Source organism: Tepidibacter aestuarii (assembly GCF_934924865.1).
In the GTDB taxonomy this organism is placed as follows: Bacteria; Bacillota; Clostridia; order Peptostreptococcales; family Peptostreptococcaceae; genus Tepidibacter_A; species Tepidibacter_A aestuarii.
In genome coordinates this window covers 1,470,487-1,490,664 of record NZ_OW235315.1, presented here as the reverse complement: position 1 = coordinate 1,490,664, position 20,178 = coordinate 1,470,487, and the positions used below count along the sequence as shown (strand labels likewise).

The 20,178-nt window shown below is 31.4% G+C and carries 19 protein-coding genes; 1 reads left to right on the top strand and 18 read right to left on the bottom strand.

Going from position 1 to position 20,178, the window contains the following annotated elements; genetic code table 11:
• Positions 1-2: 2 nt before the first annotated feature.
• The 17 genes from M2214_RS07375 to M2214_RS07295 all read right to left on the bottom strand — a co-directional run bounded on the left by M2214_RS07375 (position 3) and on the right by M2214_RS07295 (position 18,353).
• The gene (locus M2214_RS07375) at positions 3-2,261 is read right to left on the bottom strand and encodes a pyridine nucleotide-disulfide oxidoreductase/dicluster-binding protein (protein WP_248484260.1); all 2,259 of its coding nucleotides are present in this window, start codon (positions 2,259-2,261) and stop codon (positions 3-5) included.
• 70 nt (positions 2,262-2,331) lie between these two features.
• The gene (locus M2214_RS07370; protein ID WP_248484259.1) at positions 2,332-5,052 is read right to left on the bottom strand and encodes a molybdopterin-dependent aldehyde oxidoreductase; all 2,721 of its coding nucleotides are present in this window, start codon (positions 5,050-5,052) and stop codon (positions 2,332-2,334) included.
• Positions 5,053-5,075: 23 nt separating this feature from the next.
• A complete protein-coding gene (locus M2214_RS07365) occupies positions 5,076-6,098 on the bottom strand; it encodes a molybdopterin-binding protein (RefSeq protein ID WP_248484257.1) in 1,023 nt (340 codons plus the stop codon).
• A 338-nt stretch (positions 6,099-6,436) separates the two neighbouring features.
• Positions 6,437-6,796, bottom strand: coding sequence for a DUF1878 domain-containing protein (locus tag M2214_RS07360; RefSeq protein ID WP_248484255.1), 360 nt, complete (start codon positions 6,794-6,796; stop codon positions 6,437-6,439).
• Between the two features lie 32 nt (positions 6,797-6,828).
• Entirely contained in the window at positions 6,829-7,833 is a 1,005-nt protein-coding gene (gene hypE / locus M2214_RS07355) for a hydrogenase expression/formation protein HypE (RefSeq protein WP_248484254.1), read from the bottom strand.
• 17 nt (positions 7,834-7,850) lie between these two features.
• On the bottom strand, positions 7,851-8,939 hold the full coding sequence (gene hypD, locus M2214_RS07350; protein WP_248484253.1) for a hydrogenase formation protein HypD: 1,089 nt from the start codon (positions 8,937-8,939) through the stop codon (positions 7,851-7,853).
• A gap of 19 nt (positions 8,940-8,958) precedes the next feature.
• On the bottom strand, positions 8,959-9,177 hold the full coding sequence (locus tag M2214_RS07345) for a HypC/HybG/HupF family hydrogenase formation chaperone (protein ID WP_248484252.1): 219 nt from the start codon (positions 9,175-9,177) through the stop codon (positions 8,959-8,961).
• Between the two features lie 14 nt (positions 9,178-9,191).
• Entirely contained in the window at positions 9,192-11,450 is a 2,259-nt protein-coding gene (hypF, locus tag M2214_RS07340) for a carbamoyltransferase HypF (protein ID WP_248484251.1), read from the bottom strand.
• Positions 11,434-12,177 carry a twin-arginine translocase subunit TatC gene (gene tatC, locus M2214_RS07335; protein WP_248484250.1) on the bottom strand — a complete coding sequence of 248 codons (744 nt, stop codon included), beginning with the start codon at positions 12,175-12,177 and terminating at the stop codon, positions 11,434-11,436. Before tatC ends, hypF begins: the two co-directional genes overlap by 17 nt.
• Before the next feature lie 23 nt (positions 12,178-12,200).
• Positions 12,201-12,374: a Sec-independent protein translocase subunit TatA/TatB gene (locus M2214_RS07330; protein WP_248484249.1), complete on the bottom strand. Its 174-nt coding sequence runs from the start codon at positions 12,372-12,374 to the stop codon at positions 12,201-12,203.
• Positions 12,374-13,039 (bottom strand): hydrogenase nickel incorporation protein HypB, encoded by a 666-nt coding sequence (gene hypB / locus M2214_RS07325; protein WP_248484248.1) that lies wholly within the window; start codon positions 13,037-13,039, stop codon positions 12,374-12,376. Before hypB ends, M2214_RS07330 begins: the two co-directional genes overlap by 1 nt.
• Before the next feature lies 1 nt (position 13,040).
• Complete coding sequence (hypA, locus tag M2214_RS07320; RefSeq protein ID WP_248484247.1) at positions 13,041-13,364, bottom strand: hydrogenase maturation nickel metallochaperone HypA; 324 nt, start codon at positions 13,362-13,364, stop codon at positions 13,041-13,043.
• 10 nt (positions 13,365-13,374) lie between these two features.
• Positions 13,375-13,845 (bottom strand): hydrogenase maturation protease, encoded by a 471-nt coding sequence (locus M2214_RS07315; RefSeq protein WP_248484246.1) that lies wholly within the window; start codon positions 13,843-13,845, stop codon positions 13,375-13,377.
• Positions 13,845-15,281, bottom strand: coding sequence for a nickel-dependent hydrogenase large subunit (locus M2214_RS07310; RefSeq protein ID WP_248484245.1), 1,437 nt, complete (start codon positions 15,279-15,281; stop codon positions 13,845-13,847). The genes M2214_RS07315 and M2214_RS07310 overlap by 1 nt, the downstream gene beginning before the upstream one ends.
• A 71-nt stretch (positions 15,282-15,352) precedes the next feature.
• Positions 15,353-16,273 (bottom strand): hydrogenase small subunit, encoded by a 921-nt coding sequence (locus M2214_RS07305; protein WP_248484244.1) that lies wholly within the window; start codon positions 16,271-16,273, stop codon positions 15,353-15,355.
• Between the two features lie 140 nt (positions 16,274-16,413).
• Positions 16,414-17,313 carry a hydrogenase small subunit gene (locus tag M2214_RS07300; RefSeq protein ID WP_248484243.1) on the bottom strand — a complete coding sequence of 300 codons (900 nt, stop codon included), beginning with the start codon at positions 17,311-17,313 and terminating at the stop codon, positions 16,414-16,416.
• A 140-nt stretch (positions 17,314-17,453) separates the two neighbouring features.
• The gene (locus M2214_RS07295; RefSeq protein WP_248484242.1) at positions 17,454-18,353 is read right to left on the bottom strand and encodes a hydrogenase small subunit; all 900 of its coding nucleotides are present in this window, start codon (positions 18,351-18,353) and stop codon (positions 17,454-17,456) included.
• Between the two features lie 302 nt (positions 18,354-18,655).
• On the opposite strand from M2214_RS07295, the gene M2214_RS07290 reads away from it, so the two are divergent.
• A complete protein-coding gene (locus M2214_RS07290; protein WP_248484241.1) occupies positions 18,656-18,817 on the top strand; it encodes a DUF1540 domain-containing protein in 162 nt (53 codons plus the stop codon).
• Positions 18,818-18,875: 58 nt separating this feature from the next.
• Here M2214_RS07290 and M2214_RS07285 read toward each other — a convergent pair whose 3' ends face one another.
• Positions 18,876-19,961: a phosphodiester glycosidase family protein gene (locus M2214_RS07285; RefSeq protein WP_248484240.1), complete on the bottom strand. Its 1,086-nt coding sequence runs from the start codon at positions 19,959-19,961 to the stop codon at positions 18,876-18,878.
• Positions 19,962-20,178: the final 217 nt, after the last annotated feature.

The following is a 20,178-nucleotide window of genomic DNA, read 5'->3' as shown; positions in this document are numbered from 1 at the left end:
AACTACTCCCCCTGTACATCCATTCTATGAGTATATGCTTTTATAATTTTATAATCATCACAAATCTTTTCATATTCAACCCAATATGTTACATTCACAATTCTTCTAAAGGCTAGATAATGGTTAGTTTTTGGATTGAAAAATATATCTTTATTTTCTTGTGCCATGCCTATTACCTTTTTAATGTCGCTTTCTAGTATTAATCTATCCTCCATAATATCTTTAACATTTTGATCTATTATAAGATTTATATCGCCGTGCTCTTCCTGTAAATCTAATTTTTCCCCCCACATATTTAGTATAGACATTTTAAGTTTCAATCTATTATCACGTCTTTGAGAAAGTGTTGGCCCCTTTTTACTTGATAATTCGTCTATGTTTTCTCCAAATATAAGGTCTAAAATATGAAGAGTATTCTTTCCTCTTGATACAAAAAGATCTCTACACATAGCACAATATGCAATATAATCTCCTTCATGCTCCTCAATACGTTTATCTGTTGCATAGTTGCTAAATTCTTTATTTGCAAAATATGAAAGCCCACCATAACCACAGCATTGTGTATTTTTTTTCGTATACTTTGGCTCAATAACTCCATAGCCAAGCTTTAATAAGATTTCTCTTACACTTTCATGAATATTGGGATAATCTCTTGCTGTACATGAATCATGCATAACTAAATTTTTTATTTTATGATTTTTTATCTCATCATTTACTCCCTTTTCATTGAAAACTTCCCATAGTGTAACTAATTCTATATGTGGAAGATATTTTTTTAATATGTAATAGCACGTTGAGCATGCAACTATAATAGTTGGCTTACCCATTGATTCCCATGATCTTGAAATATTTTTCATTGATTCTTCAAATAAATCTTCTCTTCCTGCCCATTCTCCAGGAGCTCCACAGCAACCAAGGTAAAGTCCTATGCCACCATCAAGGTTTTGTATTAAATAATCATATGATTTTTGTACATATTTTGGATATGATCCACAAAGCTGGCATCCTGGGAAAAATAAAAACTTACTTTCATTCATATTTGGTTGGTGCCTTAAAAGAGTAAAATAATCACTATTGTTAAATTCCATATCCTTTAGGGCAAAGTCATGAGCTGATAATGGCATCTTTTCTTTTTGAACCATGCTTTTTCTTGTTTCTCTTATTATCTCGCTCATATCAATATTGCTTGGACACTCAGTTTTACATAATCCACATAGCATACAAGAATTTATAGTCTTATTAGCGTAACGGTCTCCAAGTATAACTCTTTCATTTTGATTAATCTTTCTTATATATGCCTTTGGGTCTATTTTTTCATATTGAAGGTGTGAGCATGCCTTGTAACATTTATGACACTCACACGATATGCATCTTTTTGCTTCTAAAATAGCATCATCCTTTGTATTGATTTCTACTTGCTTATAATCATTAATATTTTTTGTATCAACCTTTAATTTTGTCTTATATGGGACTTCATTATCTCTAAGGGCCACAAGAGATTTTTTATTAATATATCTATCAATAGAAATAGCTGCTCTTCTTCCTGTTGAAACAGATAAAATTATAGATTCATTTCCTGTTACAATTCTTCCTCCACAAAATACTCCTTCAGTTTGAGTTTGAAAGGTTGTATTATCTACATCTAGTTTTTCATCCCAATCTCCTGTTCCTATATATATAGCCTTATAATCAGATTTTAATTTATCTATGTCAACGTTTGATATAATCATTCCTTTTTTTATTTGTACTCCTGATTTTTGTATATTATCAATTTCCTCTTTAAGAATACTACTTGGTATTATATCTTCATCTTTTTCTCTTAATCTTCCGCCTAATGTATTATCTTTTTCAAATATAGTTACTGAATAACCCTTGCTTCTAAGGTCTATTGCACATGTTAAACCACTAATTCCGCCACCTACAATTGCAACATTTTTATAATTATCACGAATTGGTAGCTTCTTTATTTTTGCATTTGCTCCATACTCTACAACAGCTTTTTCAAGGTCACTTATTAAAACTGATCCCCCTTTATTATTCCTAACACAAGAGTCATAGCATGGATGATCACAGACTCTAGCTATTATTTTAGCCATAGGCATCCTTTTTTGAAGAATCTTATATGCACTCTTAAAATCACCTTTTTGTATTTGCTCAATAAAACCCTTTACATCAACATGAATAGGACACGAGGCTATACATGGTGCTAAATTATCGTTTATACAGAGGTTCTCTGTTGCAAGCAGCTTTTCAAGATCCATAAGCTTATCCCCTTTTAAATATTTTTGAAAAGAACCTAAAGTAACATTACTTTAGGTTCTTAAAAAATCCTTATTTACTAAGTCCAGCCTTTACCTTCTCAGGAAGTGCAGGTAGCTTAGTTATTCTAACTCCACATGCATTGTATATTGCATTTATAATTGCAGCATGAGGTGCTGAAAGTGGCATTTCTCCTGCTCCAGATGCTCCATATGGACCGTATGGTCTCTCTGTTTCCATATAAATAAGCTCTATGTTATCTGTTACATCTTTTATATTAGGAATTCCGCACTTTGTAAGAGTTGTATGTTTCTTTAAATCCTCAAAATCTTCACTAAGCGCAAGACCGATTCCTTGTGCAAGACCTCCATAAATCTGTCCATCTACGACAAGCTTATTAACTATAGTACCTACATCCGAAATAATTGTAAGTTTTTCAACATTAACTTTTCCTGTTTGTATATCTACTTCAACCTCTGCTAATAAAAGGCCATACATATAACATGGGAATGGATTTCCTTGTCCTGTCTCAACATCACATGCAGTACAAGCTGCAGTCCATTTACCATCATGCTTTACAGATATGTTTTCTTCAATCATTTCTGAGTAAGTTCTATAAGTTCCATCATCCTTTTTCATTGCCTTTAATAAGTTCTCACATGCAACCTTAGTAGCATTTCCAGTAAGAACATTAGAACGGCTTCCTCCTGCTGGTCCACTGTTAGGAGTAAGGTTCATATCATTCATAACAAGCTTTATGTCATCAGGCTTTATTCCTATTGGCTTTAATGATTCATGGGCAATAGCAAGTGTTCCCATATCTGCTCCTTGACCATGATCCTCCCATGAGTTTCCGATTGTAACTCCATTAGGAATAAGCTCTGCCCAAGCTTCTGAGCTATCAGCTCCATCAAGTCCAGAACCGTAAATAAGAAGAGATACTCCTGTTCCATACTTTTTATCTTCTGACTTTAAATTTTTTTCTTTTGCTTTTTCTTTTGCTTCATTGTAGATAGGTCTCATTTTTTCTATCATTTCAGGGAAGCATATAATATCCGGCTTACAACCTGATGGAGTTGTACTTCCTTCTCTATATACATTCTTGTATCTAAATTCTAATGGGTCCATTCCAATTTTTTCTGCAAGTTCATCTATTAAAACCTCAGATGAGAATAATGATTGTGGTGATCCATATCCTCTAAAAGCTGAACCCCATGCATGATTTGTACAAACTGTTCTTCCTTCTCCTCGTATATTATCTATATTGTATCCAGCTCCTATAAACTGTGATCCTCTCATAGTAAGAAGATCTCCAAATTCTGAATATGGCCCATGGTCTACACTCCAGTCACTCTCAAGTGCTTTAATATTTCCATCTTTATCAGCACCCATCTTAACATTGATGAAGAAAGGAGATCTCTTTCCTGTATAAGTTATCTGTTGATACATGCTAAATTCAAGGTATACTGGTTTGTTAGTTGCCATGGCTGCAACTGCTAATAATGCTTCAATAGTCGGACTAAATTTATATCCAAATGTTCCTCCAGTAGGATTTTGAACAATAGCTATTTTATCAGGAGAAAGACCAATACCATCTGCTATCATAAGAGCATGAAAATGAAGGGCTACACTCTTTGAATGTATATTTAGCTTTCCATCGTCCCCAAAGAAAGCAAATCCTACATCAGGCTCTATTGGAAGATGTGGTTGTCTTCCTACATAAAAATCATCTTCAACTACATATTCACATTCTTCAAATACCTTATCAGTATCCTCACCCTTCACTACATTTGTTGTATAGTATATATTAGGTGTTCCTGGATGTATTTCAATAGCATCCTCTGTCATAGCTTCTGGAGCACTCATATAAGCCGGAAGTTCTTCAAGCTCAACCTTAACTTTTCTGCACGCCTCCTCAGCATGAGTTGGAGTATCTGCTAACACCATAGCTATAGCATCTCCAAATTGAAATACCTTTTCATCACAAAGTATAGGTCTATCAAGTCCATCTCCAAGATTAGATGGAAAAGCTAATCCATTTATTCTATTATTACCTTTAACATCTTTGTATGTAAGCACTTTGTATACACCTGGCATTTTTTCAGCTTCACCAGTATCTATCGAAATTATATTTGCATGTGACACCTGAGCTTGAACAAGTTTAATATGAAGAGTATCATCAGGAAGCGTAACTCCAAGGTCTGCTCCAAAATCCCAAGTTCCAGTAACCTTTGCACAAGCTGAAGGTCTTACGTAATCTGTTCCTAAAATACTAACTCCTTCTGGAAGTTTATACCATACATCTTCTTTTGTTATCTCACCTCTTATAAGTTTTGAAGCAGTTATTACAGCATCAACTAATGGCTTATATCCTGTACATCTACATACATTTCTAGTTTTTTGGAACCAATCTCTAACTTCTTCTCTTGTAGGATTATTATTTTCATCTAATAAAGCCTTTGCTGAAACTATGAATCCAGGTGTACAGAATCCACACTGAGCTGCTCCATGTATCATCCATCCAAGCTGAACTGGATGAAGATTATCTGGTGATCCTATACCTTCAATAGTTATAATTTCAGATTCATTTTCAACTCTTTTCATTCTAACAATACATGCTTTAGCAACCTTGCCATTTAGAATAACATTACAGGCTCCACATTCACCTTTTCCACAGCCTACTTTTGTACCTGTAAGTAATAACTGCTTTCTAAGTACATCAGCTAAAGTAGTATTTGGACTTACAACTATTGTTTTTAAAACCCCATTAATTTTTAAATTTTTCTTTAACACTAGTAACCCCCCTATAGATTTATTTACCATTTCCCAAAGCTGCAGTTTGGAAAATTACATACATCACAATTACAACATAGTCCACTATGACCCAGTCTTCTAATAGACTTTTTATCTATTTTTTCTCCTGCCATCACTCTAGGTAAAATAAGATCAAATATAGTCCTCTTACTGTACATAACGCAACCTGGAAGCCCCATAATAGGAATATCATTTATATATGCCATTAGAAACATAGCCCCTGGTAGAGTTGGCGCCCCATATGTAATTATATTTCCTCCAGCATTTTTTATTCCTGTTGGAGTAACATCATCTGGATCAACAGACATTCCTCCCGTTGCAAGTATCATATCAACCTTAAGTTTAAGAAGCTCATCTATTGCATCCTTAATCATATCTACGCTATCTGATACTAATATTTGCTTTTCAACACATCCTCCAAGTTCTTCAAGCTTGTCTATAATAACAGGTCCAAATTTGTCCTTTATTCTACCTGTATATATCTCACTTCCAGTTGTAATAACACCTACCTTCATAGGCTTCAATGGTAAAATTTCAACTACTGGACCTTCTTTTTTACATATTTCTTCTATCTGTACAACCTTGGTTTCTTCAGTAACAAGAGGAATAATTCTTGTACCTCCAACTACCATTTCGCTTTCTACTACAATATCAGTATGCAGAGTTGCAAACATTGTATCTTCTATGTCATTGATTTTATCAAGAGCTTTAACATTAATCTTTAATAAACCCTTTTGCTTTGCCTTTAAGCTAACCTTTCCTTCTTTTGGTAATGTAAGATCTATCCTATTACTTATAGCTGCTTTTGCCATTCTCATCGCAGCATCATTTTCATGTAAAAAACCCTCTTTAAGATCCCACACATAAATATTTCTCTTTCCAATATCTAAAAGCTTATCCACATCCTCACCTTGTATAACATGTCCCTTTTTAAATGCAACCCCTTTAAACTTGCCAGGGATGATCTGTGTAATATCATGGCATAACACCATACCTATAGCTTCACGAACAGGAACAACCTTCATAATTTCATCTCCCTAAGTACAATAAATATTATATTTTGAAACGCTAGTTAAACATTACATTATATGCTTTAGAAGCTATTTTAATTACAATTTAAGGAAATTCGTCTAGTCGCTTCGCACTGACTCATATCGCCAACGATGCCTACGGGCTTCGTTCTCAAAATTCACATGAGTTCATGACTCCAACAAGTCTAACGACTCTGTTGCTTAAAATAGTTGCAGGTGTAGATATTCAAACAATGGTATTCACATATTCAAAACTATATAATTTCCTATAGAATAAAAAATAGCTGTATCTAGAAATTATAATTTCTAGATACAGCTATTTTTTATATAGTTTATTTATTAAAGTTATATGATTTAAATTTATCCATATGAGAGTATAGTGAAGTAAATACCGCTTTATACATTCCTTGTTTATAAAATTCTAATACTAATGACTCTACGAAATACGTATTTCCACTATGTTGTATAACAATATTGTATATATCTTGCTCAAATTGATTATGATTTACTTCTTCATTTTTAGATATTAACACTTCATAATTGTTCATTAAATCCTTCAAATCATCATACTGCTTTCTTGTTATTTCATATTCAAATAAAACTCTATCTAACCCTGTATTTCTAAATAATAAATCTTGTCTAAATTCTATAAAATCAAACTTTCTCATTATGTCTATATCTATACCGCACATATTAATCCTCCCATTTAAATAATTTTATATAATTAACATATTCTTGGTAGTAATTCACCTGATGGCATACTTAATAATCTTGTTCCACCAATATCCGTTTTTAACGAAACAATTTTTTTATTATCTTCTAAAACTTCTCCAATTATCTGAGCATCTTTACCCATAGGATTATTTCTCATAACTTCTACCACTCTTTGAGCATCTTCTTTAGATACTATTAAAACAACTTTTCCTTCATTTGCAATGTATAAAGGATCAAGTCCTAATATTTCACACATGCTTCTAACTTCATCTTTTACAGGTATATCTTCTTCATTTATTGAAATGCTTCTTTTACTATGACTTGCAAATTCATTTAATGTAGTTGCTAATCCACCTCTTGTAGGATCTCTCAATACTTTTACATTATTGCTTGTGTCTAGTATTTCTTCAATAAGTTTATTTAAAAGATTACAATCACTTTTTACAGATACATCGAACTCTAAATTTTTTCTCTTAGACATTATGCATACACCATGATCTCCTAAACTTCCACTTATTATGATTTTGTCACCTGGTTTTGCATTTTCTCCGCTTAAGTATATGTCTTTATCAATTACTCCTATACCTGTTGTATTTATATAAATTTTATCTGCACTTCCTTTTTCAACAACCTTTGTATCGCCTGCGACAATCTTAACATTAGCATTTTTGGCTGTAATAGCAATTGACTCAACAATTTTTTCTAGATTCTCAATTTCAAATCCCTCTTCTATTATAAATCCAACTGTTATATATAATGGTTTAGCTCCACTCATAGCTAAGTCATTGACAGTTCCGCAAACAGACAGTTTTCCTATATCTCCTCCATTAAAAAATATAGGATTTATTACAAATGAATCAGTTGTAACAGCTATTTTACCTTCTAGTTTTGGTAAAATAGATGAATCATTCTTTTGAAGTAGAATATCATTATCAAAATATTTATAGAAAATATCTTCTATTAAATTATGTGTAAGTTTCCCTCCACTTCCATGTCCTAATGTAATAATACTCATATTTTCACTCCTTCATACTATCCTATATTTTTATATTTGTAATAAGCTGCACAAGTTCCTTCTTCAGAAACCATGCATGCTCCTATAGGATTAAGTGGATTACATACCTTTGAAAACAATTTACACTGTAGCGGATTCTTTTTCCCTTTTAGTATGTCTCCACATATACATCCTTTAATAGGTTTATCATTAAGTAGATTTATACCCAGTTTTACTTCAGCATTAAATGAATCATATTTTTGCTTTAATTTTAACCCTGTACCACTTATATTTCCAAGTCCACGCCAAACAGCATCTGACTCTTCAAATATCTCATATATACTAGATATAGCTTTTTCGCTTCCTTCATATTTTACAAATCTAGAATACACATTTTTAACTTCATTCGTATTATTTTTAATCATTTCTGTAAGAGTATACAGTCCAATCGCAATATCTCCTGATTCAAAACCTGCTATTACAGCAGGAACTCCAAATTCATTTGCAAGAAACTCATATGGTTTTGCTCCTATAATAGTGCTTACATGACCAGGGCATAAGAACCCATCTATTTTTATATCTTCATCTAAGACTAACTGCTTCATAGTTGCCGGCATAGTTTTTATTGATTGTAGTATTGAATAATTTTTTATATTTTCTTCATAAGCTATTTTTATACTCAATGCAATTGCGGGTGCAGTCGTTTCAAATCCTACTGCTAAAAAAATAACCTCTTTATCAGGATTTTCTTTTGCAATTTTTAAAGAATCTAGTGGAGAATACACCATTCTTATATCTCTTCCCAATGCTTTCTCATTTTGAAGAGAACTGTTATTTCCTGGTATTTTCAGCATATCTCCAAAAGTAGTAATTATGACATCATCTCTTTTAGTTAGTTCAATTGCTGTGTCTATATATGCCTGCGATGTGACACATACAGGGCATCCAGGACCTGAAATAAGTTTTATATTTGAAGGTATTAAATCTCTTATTCCGCTTTTAAAAATAGACATGGTATGAGTTCCACAAACTTCCATTATTGTTATTTCTCTTTCTATATCTGATCCTATTTTTTTAATCATATTTTTAACTAAAGATGGATTCCTAAACTCTTTTACATATCTCATTTATACATTCACCTCCACCCTAGTAATTTTCTGATAATATTTTAAATATCTCTAAAGTTTTTTCAGCTTCTTCTTTGTCTACCTTTTGCATTGCGCACCCTGCATGAAGTAACACATAATCTCCAATTTTTAAATCATCTACTAAATTTATATTTACAGCCTTCTTTACTCCACCAAAATTAACTAATGCTTCATTTTCTTTAATCTCAATAACCTCAGCTGGAACTGCTACACACATAAATTAATCCTCCCTTATTTTGTCTTATGGTTAGCAATTACTAATTGCCCTATTGATATTCCACCATCATTGCAAGGTATCTCACCATGAGTATAGACTTCAAAACCATTGTTTAGAAGTTCACTATATATACCTTTTAAAATTATTTCATTTTGGAATACTCCTCCACTTAATGCTACTGAATTTATACCTGATTTTTCTCGTATAATCTTGCACATGTCTACAGAAAAAGATATTACAGTATTATGAAATCTCTTTGATATAATGCTCGTACATATATTATTATGAATATCACTTAATATATTTTTTATTATATTATCTGTATTAACAATATAAGTATCATTTATATAATCAATATCATAGTTGTAAGTTCCTTTTTCTTCTTTATCTGCAATTGACTCTAAATTAATTGCTGCTTCTCCTTCATACGTAATTTGTCTCTTTAATCCAGTAAGGGCTGATACAGCATCAAATAATCTTCCCATACTCGATGTTTCTGGAGAGTTTAAATCATTTTTAATCATAGTAATTATATTTCTTATATTATTATTAGGTACATTTTTGAGTATATATTCATCCATATTTCCTTCATGTGTTTTATATAAAAAACTTACAGCCATTCGCCAAGGCTCTTTAACAGCTTTATCTCCTCCTGGCATTTTTACATAATTTAAATGACCAACTCTTTTAAAGTTTTTATAATCACATATAAGGAATTCTCCTCCCCATACTTTACCATCAGTTCCAATGCCCATACCATCAAAAGCTAGTCCTATAACTTCTTTATCAATATTATTATCTATCATACAACTTGCTATATGAGCATGATGATGCTGAACTGGAACTTTTTTACCTTCTTGATTTTTTGCAAATTCTACTGATAAAAAATCTGGGTGCATACCATACGATATAATTTCAGGTTTAATACTATAAATATCCTTAAAGTGATTAATATTTCGTTCAAAATTCTCATACGTTTCTAAATTATCCATATCACCTATATGCTGACTAATAAATGCGAATTCTCCTTTTGATATACAGAAAGTATTTTTTAAATGTGATCCACATGCTAAGGTTTCTTTTATATTATCAACATTAATAGGAACTGGTGCATATCCTCTTGAACGTCTTATAAGAGTTTCTTTATTTAACACAACCTTTGTAACCGAATCATCTACAGGTATATTTATTTCTCTGTTATGTAATAAAAAGTAATCTACAACATCGTTTAATTTATTTATAGCATCATCATTTTTATAAACTATTGGAAGACCGCTTACATTTGCACTAGTCATAACTAATGATTTAAGTTCCTCGTCGAATAAAAGATGATGTAGTGGTGTATATGGAAGCATAACACCAAGTTTATTATTGTTAGGAGCAATATCTTCAGGCAATATATTATTTTTCTTGTCTAATAACAATATAGGTCTTTTAATTCCATTAAGAATCGATTCTTCAGTTTTATTAACATAGCAATATTCTTTTACAGTATCTATATTATGCATCATAAGCGCAAAAGGCTTTGATGGTCTTAATTTTCTATTTCGTAAAGTCTTAATAGCTTCTTCATTACTTGCATCACACGCTAAATGAAATCCACCAAGACCTTTTATAGCTATAATTTTTCCTTCTTTCAATAAGGAAATTGTCTTTTTTACAGAATCTTTAGTTTCAATTTTATTACCATTTTTATCTGTAATCCAGACTTCAGGTCCACATTTTGGACAAGCATTAGGTTGAGCATGAAATCTTCTATCCATAGGATTTTGATACTCATTCTCACATTCATCACACATGTTAAAATCATTCATAGTTGTCATTGGTCTATCATAAGGTAATTTCTTTATTATCGAAAATCTCGGCCCACAATTTGTACAATTAGTAAATGGATATTTATATCTTTTATCCTTATTATTCTTTATTTCTCTTTCACAATCTTTGCAAGTTGCAACATCTGGAGATATTAATGTAATGGCATTTTCATTATCATGACTTTTTTGTATAGAAAAATCATCATAATTTTTTATACATCTATCTTCAATTATTATTTCGTTTATTTTTGAAAGTGGTGGAGCTTTATATTTTAATTCATCTAAAAATATATCTATATTTTCTTCTTTTCCTTCAATGTCTATATAAACACCCTCACTTGTGTTTTTAACCCATCCATTTAGGTTATTATTAACTGCTATGTTATAAACAAATGGTCTAAACCCTACTCCTTGAACTATGCCTTTGACCCAAACATACTTTCTAATAATCTTGTTCATCTTTTGCTCTCCTCTTGCCAATAATCTTATTATTTAAATACATTAATCCTAAACTCAATTCAAATAACACAACCAATGGTAATGAAACTGCTAACAGTGTAAATGCATCTGGAGTTGGCGTCAAAATTGCCGTTATAACTACTATAACAAGTAAAGCATACTTTCTTTTTTTAGCTAACATCTCATAATTTATAATTCCAAATTTAGAAAGCAAAAGCATAACTAGTGGTAATTCAAATATCAGTCCTATAGAAAGCGTCATCATTATTACAAAAGAAAAATACTTATTAACTGAGAGCATAGGCTGCATACTATCATTACTAAAACTCATAAGAAATCTTAATGTTGTTGGAAGTATAAATGAAAAACAAAAATATATCCCTCCAAAGAATAAACATATTATAAATGGTAAACTTAAAAACAAAAATATTTTTTCCTTTTTATACATAGCAGGTGAGATAAATAATAGTGTTTGTAAAAACATTACTGGAGATGCTAATACCATTCCTCCAAAAACAGCTACTTTTAATTTTGTTAAAAATCCTTCTATAGGTGTAATAAACACCAAATCTATATCTCCCAGCGGTAGCTTTAAGATATCAATTATAAAAGCTGATTTAACATATGCTACAGATGAAAAAATCAAAGTGAAAATAATACATATTATTATCCTCTTTCTCAATTCATCTAAATGTTCTATTATGGTCATTTCAAATTCATTAGACATTTATCTCACCCTTCTTATACTTTCTATTTGCTATTTTCTTCTTCATCTAATTCTTTCGTTATTTCTTTTGTTGCTTTTTTAAATTCTTTAATAGATGTTCCTAATGCTCTACCCATATCAGGTAATTTTTTAGGTCCGAAAACTAAAAGTGCTATGAAAAATATAACTACTAATTCAGGTAATCCAAGACTTGGCATTATAATTTCCTCCTTTTTTCTTCAATATTATCTTTTAAAAATTTAGATAACTCATCAATTCCTTTTCCTGTTGCACAAGACACTTCAAATATTTTCATATTCTCATTTAAAGACTTTATATCTTTATATAATTCATCCATTGAAAAATTAGTATGTTCTAATAAGTCTACTTTGTTAACTATAAGAACTTCTGATTTTTGAAACATTGAAGGATACTTTAATGGCTTATCATTTCCTTCTGTTATACTTAATACAGTTATCTTTATATCTTCACTTAAATCATACGATGCTGGGCATACTAGGTTTCCTACGTTTTCAATAATAAGAAAATCTAAGCCTTCAACACCTATATTATCCATGGCTTCTTTTACCATTGAAGCATCTAAGTGGCAAGCTCCACCTGTATTAACTTGAATAACATCAATACCATGGCTTTCTATCCTTTCGGCATCTTTAGCTGTATAAAGATCTCCTTCTATTACAGCCATATTGATTTCATTTTTCAAATTCTTAATAATTTGTTCTAATACTGATGTCTTACCTGCTCCAGGTGAACCTAACATGTTTATTGTAAAAATACCTTTTTTAGAAAGTATTTTTCTGTTTTCATTCGCAATATCTTCATTGCTTTGAAATATATTTTTTTTGACTAAAATTTGCTTCATTTTATTCACCTTCAATCTCATCTAATAATAGCTCATACCCAGTAATTATATTGTTGCTAAATGTATTACACTTAGGACAAACTTTATTTGTAAAGCTTACTTTAAAAGGTTCTTCACAATTATCACACTTTGCACTAGCTTCTATCTTATTTATTATAAAATCAGCTCCTTCAACCTTTGTGTCCTTTGAAAAAGCTTCAAAAGCAAACCTCAATGCACTTTCTTGTACACAAGTAAATTCTCCAATTTTTAGAACTATTTTATTTACTTTTTTAAGATTATGGTTATCTGCATTCTCTTTAATCACATCGAAAATTTCTCCCATAATTGAAACTTCATGCATTAATCTCACCTATTTCTTTATCTATCTCTTCTTTTACAACTTCAATAATTTTAGGAATTTGTTCTTTTATTGTATCCGATAAATTCAAGTCAAAAAATATTTCTTCAGGTTCTATCCCAATAATAATAACTTCTGGAGAGTGTCCCATTAAATTTGCACTTTTTAAAATATCTAATACTTGGACATCATGTAATGATGAATTTGCTTTTATATAATTTCCTAGTTCTTGGGGAGGGACTTTATAAATAGTCCCTGGCAAATGCCCTCCCTTTAAACTGTCTACTACTATAACTTTATTATTTTCTACAAATACACCTAATAAATCGAGTATACAGGTGCCTCCGTCTATTAATTCAACATTACTGTTTAAGTTTTGGTTTTGAAGTTCATTAATTATATGCACTCCTATACCATCATCTCTTAAAAGTATATTTCCAATCCCTAATACAGCTATCTTTTCCATTAAATTGCTCCGTTAGGATTTGGTGTTGATACTACAAATTTTGACTTAATATTTTTTTCTGAATCCATTACATGTATTGAACAACCTGTGCACGGGTCAAAAGAGTGAACGATTCTCAATAATTCAATTGGCTGAGTTGTATCTTGTATTGTTACACCGATTAATGCTTGCTCTAATGCTCCCATTTGATTAAAATCGTCTCTTGGCGAAACATTCCAGCAAGTAGGAGTTAGTACTTGATAATTAGTTAAGCTTTGATTATTAAAGTTTAGCCAGTGTCCTAACGCTCCTCTTGGTGCCTCTGTAAGTCCTACACCAGTTCCTGATGAAGGTAGTGATAATTGAGTATAATTACTTGATGAAGTTGATAGTGAATTAAGCCAATTAAGCATTTCTGATGCCAATTTCTTAGTTTCAAGTCCTCTAGCCATATGTCTATCCATTACGGAAATACCTCTAGTATATTCTCCATTCATGAACATTCTTGCAAGAGGTCCAACTTCAAATACTTCCCCATTGTATCTAGGAGATTTTAGCCATGAGTATGCCCCACTTTTACCATAACTTGGTTCTGTTTTTCCACTTGATGGATGTCTATTTCCAGAATCATTAGTGTACCAAGAATATTTTGCGTACTCTTTTATCTTTGAGATATCAATAGAACTATATACACCATTCTTGTATATTCCAGATTTGAATAACGTGTTTCCGTTAGTATCTATATCAAATACACCATATGTAAGTAAATTCCCACAACCTTTTCCTATGTTATAGTAATCACTATATCTATCCGCTAATAAATTTAAGTCATTCATGTATTCATTATCTATAAATGATTTTACTTCATTTAAATAAGTTTTAAATTTAGCTATATTAGTGCTTGTAAGTTTTTGAGTTACCCCACCTGGAGCTATTGACATAACATGAGGAATTTTTCCTGAGAATATAGCTGTCATTTCATGAGCTTTTCTTCTTATTTCTAGTGCCTTTATGTAGTTATTTATTAAAGCGCTATTTTCAGAATCAGTTAATCTATAATCAACATCATAGCCAGGAGTCCAAGGGCTTTGTTGAGGTCCTTTAGCATAGTCAAGTAATGTTAAATGATAAAATTGTAATATATGATCAGATAAATAATTCCCGCCTAGAATAAGGTTTCTCATTAACATTGCATTAACAGAAGGCTTATATCCAAAAGAGTCTTCTACTGCTTTTACTGAAGCTACACTATGACTTACAGGGCAAAGTCCGCATATTCTTTGTGTTATATGTATAGCATCTCTTGGGTCTCTTCCAACTAATATTTTTTCAAACCCTCTAAACATATTTCCTGTACTATGTGCATTTATTACTTTATTATTGCTATCTACTTCAACTTCAATTTTTAAGTGTCCTTCAAGCCTAGTTACAGGATCTAACTTTATTTTAGTTGCCATTGCTTGCATCTCTCCTTCCAAATTTACTAAATTTTATAACTAATTATCTAATCTAGTTAGTTATATTTATTCTAATCATCATATCCACCTGATCTTCCAAACTTATAAAATGCTCCACTTGCAAAATTTTCACCTGCACAACCTATACACATATGACCTGCTGCAATACACCAATTTACTTTATTATTCCATTTTCTACCAGGGCAATTATTATCCGTATCAGGCCCTTTACACCCTAAGTCTTCATAACAACCCGTCACTCCAAGAGTTTTCACTTCATCGTATTCTTTAAAAGGACATTTTTCATGTATTTCATATCCAAAAAATGCTCTTGGCCTACCCCTAGAATCTAAATTCGGCATACCATATAACAGAAGATCTATTATAGTTTTAGTTAGTGTATGTGGATGAACAGGACAACCCGGAAGATTAATTATCCTATTTTTTGTTTGTCCATATAATATATCTCTATCTAATCTCTTAATACCAGTAGGGTTTGGTCCTACCTTAGCCACTCCTCCGAAAGAAGCACATGTTCCCGCAGCTATAACATACTTAGCTTTAGGTCCTAATTCTTTAACTGCATCAAGCATTGTCCATGGTTGACCATTTTTTTCGGTTAAAACACAATGAATACCATTGTTAGCTGTAGGAACAGCCCCTTCAACAACTAATATGAATTGTCCATTATATTGTGAAACAGTCTGGTCTATAGCAGATATAGCTAAATCACCTGCTGCAGTCATTAAATTATGATGATACTTCATGCTTATTTTGTTAATTAATAAATCGTCTATTGTAGTTTCTTGTATTGTGTTCAGTAGTGATATAGAACAACCTGAACAACCTGATCCCTGAAGCCAAATAACTGGTGGTGCTGATTCTGCGGCAAAAACTACATCTTCTAATTTTTCTAATTCAACTTTAGTTAGCCCTATAGCTGCAGCTGATGCTGTACACCATTTTAGGAAATCTCTTCTTGATATTCTCATTTTTTGTCCCCCTTTATAAAAAATATAGTTAAGTTTTCCTATATTTCATTATAATTAAAGAATCAGTATAAAAAATGAAATTTATGTGTTGTTTGTGTTAAAGTTTTGTTAATACTTAAATTTAATGCTTACTTTATAATTTATTCAAATTTGTAAATTGGCTGTTCTCCAAAATCTTGTGATGCACAGGAAATACAAGGCTGTCCTGATTCAACGCACCAATTCACTTTATTATTCCACTTTCTAATTGGACAATTATTATTTGTTCTGGGTCCTTGGCATCCTAATCCTTTATAACATCCGGTCTCTCCTAATTGAGATGATTGACCTGTTCCTCTTCTTGGACATAATCCATGTATTTTTTCTCTATAATATGCTTCAGGTCTTCCTTCTCTATCTAAATTGGGCATACCATAAAGCAATAAATCTACTATTGTTTTCGTAAGTGTATATGGATGTGCAGGACAACCTGGAAGGTTTATTATTTTATTTTTAGTTAATCCATTTAAAATTTCTTTATCTAATCTCTTAATACCAGTAGGATTTGGTCCCACTTTTGGAACTCCCCCAAAAGAAGCACATGTCCCAGCAGCTATAACATACTTAGCTTTAGATCCTAATTCTTTAACTGCATCAAGCATGGTCCATGGCTGTCCATCTTTTTCAGTTAAAACACAATATGTACCATTATTAGCTGTAGGAACTGCGCCCTCAACAACTAATATAAATTTTCCATCATACTGTGAAACAGTCTGGTCTATAGCAGATATAGCTAGATCTCCTGCTGCAGTCATTAAATTATGATGATACTTCATGCTTATTTTGTTAATTAACAAATCGTCTATTGTAGTTTCTTGTATTGTGTTCAGTAGTGATATAGAACAACCTGAACAACCTGATCCCTGAAGCCAAATAACTGGTGGTGCTGATTCTGCGGCAAAAACTACATCTTCTAATTTTTCTAATTCAACTTTAGTTAGCCCTATAGCTGCAGCTGATGCTGTACACCATTTTAGGAAATCTCTTCTTGATATTCTCATTTTTTGTCCCCCTTTATAAAAAATATAGTTAAGTTTTCCTATATTTCATTATAATTAAAGAATCAGTATAAAAAATGAAATTTATGTGTTGTTTGTGTTAAAGTTTTGTTAATACTTAAATTTAATGCTTACTTTATAATTTATTCAAATTTGTAAATTGGCTGTTCTCCAAAATCTTGTGATGCACAGGAAATACAAGGCTGTCCTGATTCAACGCACCAATTCACTTTATTATTCCACTTTCTAATTGGACAATTATTATTTGTTCTGGGTCCTTGGCATCCTAATCCTTTATAACATCCGGTCTCTCCTAATTGAGATGATTGACCTGTTCCTCTTCTTGGACATAATCCATGTATTTTTTCTCTATAATATGCTTCAGGTCTTCCTTCTCTATCTAAATTGGGCATACCATAAAGCAATAAATCTACTATTGTTTTCGTAAGTGTATATGGATGTGCAGGACAACCTGGAAGGTTTATTATTTTATTTTTAGTTAATCCATTTAAAATTTCTTTATCTAATCTCTTAATACCAGTAGGATTTGGTCCCACTTTTGGAACTCCCCCAAAAGAAGCACATGTCCCAGCAGCTATAACATACTTAGCTTTAGATCCTAATTCTTTAACTGCATCAAGCATGGTCCATGGCTGTCCATCTTTTTCAGTTAAAACACAATATGTACCATTATTAGCTGTAGGAACTGCGCCCTCAACAACTAATATAAATTTTCCATCATACTGTGAAACAGTTTGATCTATAGCAGATATAGCTAGATCTCCTGCTGCAGTCATTAAATTATGATGATACTTCATGCTTATTTTGTTAATTAACAAATCATCTATTGTAGTTTCTTGTATTGTGTTCAGTAATGATATAGAACAACCTGAACAACCTGATCCTTGAAGCCAAACAACTGGTGGGGCTGATTCTGCAGCAAAAACTACATCTTCTAATTTTTCTAACTCTATCTTAGTTAGTCCTATTGCTGCAGCTGATGCTGTACACCATTTTAAGAAGTCCCTTCTTGATATTCTCATTTCACCTCTCCCTTCGATATTAAATATCATTCTAAACATTTTTTTGCTACTTTTGACTTTATTCATCAAATAACATTCTACATCAATAGATATTGATAGTCAATATCTATTGATCTTTTCCATATTTTTCATCTTTCTCCTATATAAATACGATTAATTTAAAATATTTAAGTACTATACTTGCATAAATTAATCCATTTTATTATATAAAATTTACTTGTTTTTAATTGTAAATAATTTCCTGTAATTAATATATTCATAAAGTTAATACTATTTTTGAGTCAATTTTAGGAGGTGTATTTATGAACCAAGGAAATACTCATATAGGTTGTGATGTAACAGAATGTAAACATCATGCTCAAGCTATTAATAACTGTACTCTTGATCATATTGAGGTTAAGAAGCATACGCCAAATGCTACTTCTGTAGAGTCAACAGATTGTGCAAGTTTTGAAATGGAATAGTATTAATAAAAATAAGAAATGCCTAGAATCATGATTCTAGGCATTTCTTATTTTTATTCTATTGACTCACAACTTCCTCAGCAAAAACAAGTGCATTATTTATATTTCTTCCAGGTAAGGTTATATACTTACCTTGATAATAAAGGCTAGATGAAGCTCCTCCATCCATACACATAGCTCCCTTAAGATTCATTTCTTTGCATATCTGAGCTAATTCCTTTAAATTTGCATTTGAAACAGTTCCCATAACAAATTTATTATCATAAGTATATCCTATAAAACTTCTTTGAGCACGAGACGTATTTATCTTACTTTCCCAAAATCCCTCTTGTGATCCATTTGCGGTTATTTCACCATCTATTATAAGGCTTGGTCCCGCTCCTATAGCACATGTAACATCTTCCCATTTAACATTACCTTCTACAGTCTGATCTATATTTTGTGACTCAAAATCACATTTATAAGATACTTTATCTCCTATTTTAAATCTATCTACTAAATATTTTACTTCTTCATTAAACAATATTATAAATCCATTTTGAGATACCCATAGATTATCTTGATTCTCAACTATGTACTTAACTACTCCATCTTCAATCATAACTGCCTTTGCACCTTTTGGAGAAATAGAGTCATTATATTCTTGTGTATATATAACTATTGCATCTTTTTCACTTCTTGGATGATTAAGTCCCCAAGCATAAAATTGTTTTTCACTATTTATATATCCATCTATATTTATATTAAGGTTATCTATAATCATCTTGTTATCACTAGTAAACCCTATAACAGAACCATAATTTCCTATATGAACTACTTTACCATCTTCTATAAGCGTTCCATAAGGGAGATTCGATCCATCATATGCACTAAAGTATGTTCCATTTATTCCTCCTATAATTCTATTAGTAGCAGTTTTTTTAATATCTGACATATTCTTTAAAGAATCAGCAGAAGCTATTTTCCCATGAGCCCTTCCTACCTTAGGCTTTATAGTTTGATTATTCACATCGATAAGTACAACCTTTGCAGTCTTATTTACACTTTTAAAATATTGATTATAGCTTACATATGGTGAGAATGCACATACCTGACTAACTGTAAAACATACTATAATAAATGCTAGTAAAAATATTTTTTTCATTCTTCCTCTCTCCTCCATTAGATTTTTTGTCATGTTTTCTTGTTATATTATATCAATTAACGATATTTTGAATCCATCTAAAATTTAAGAACCATACTTACAAAATAAAGGGTATTAAAATGTTAGCGAATGATTTAAATATTTTTGTATAAAACTAGCATTACAGCGTTTGAATATCCGTTAAGAAAGTTCGTTGTCTGACCGATAGAGAGTTTAG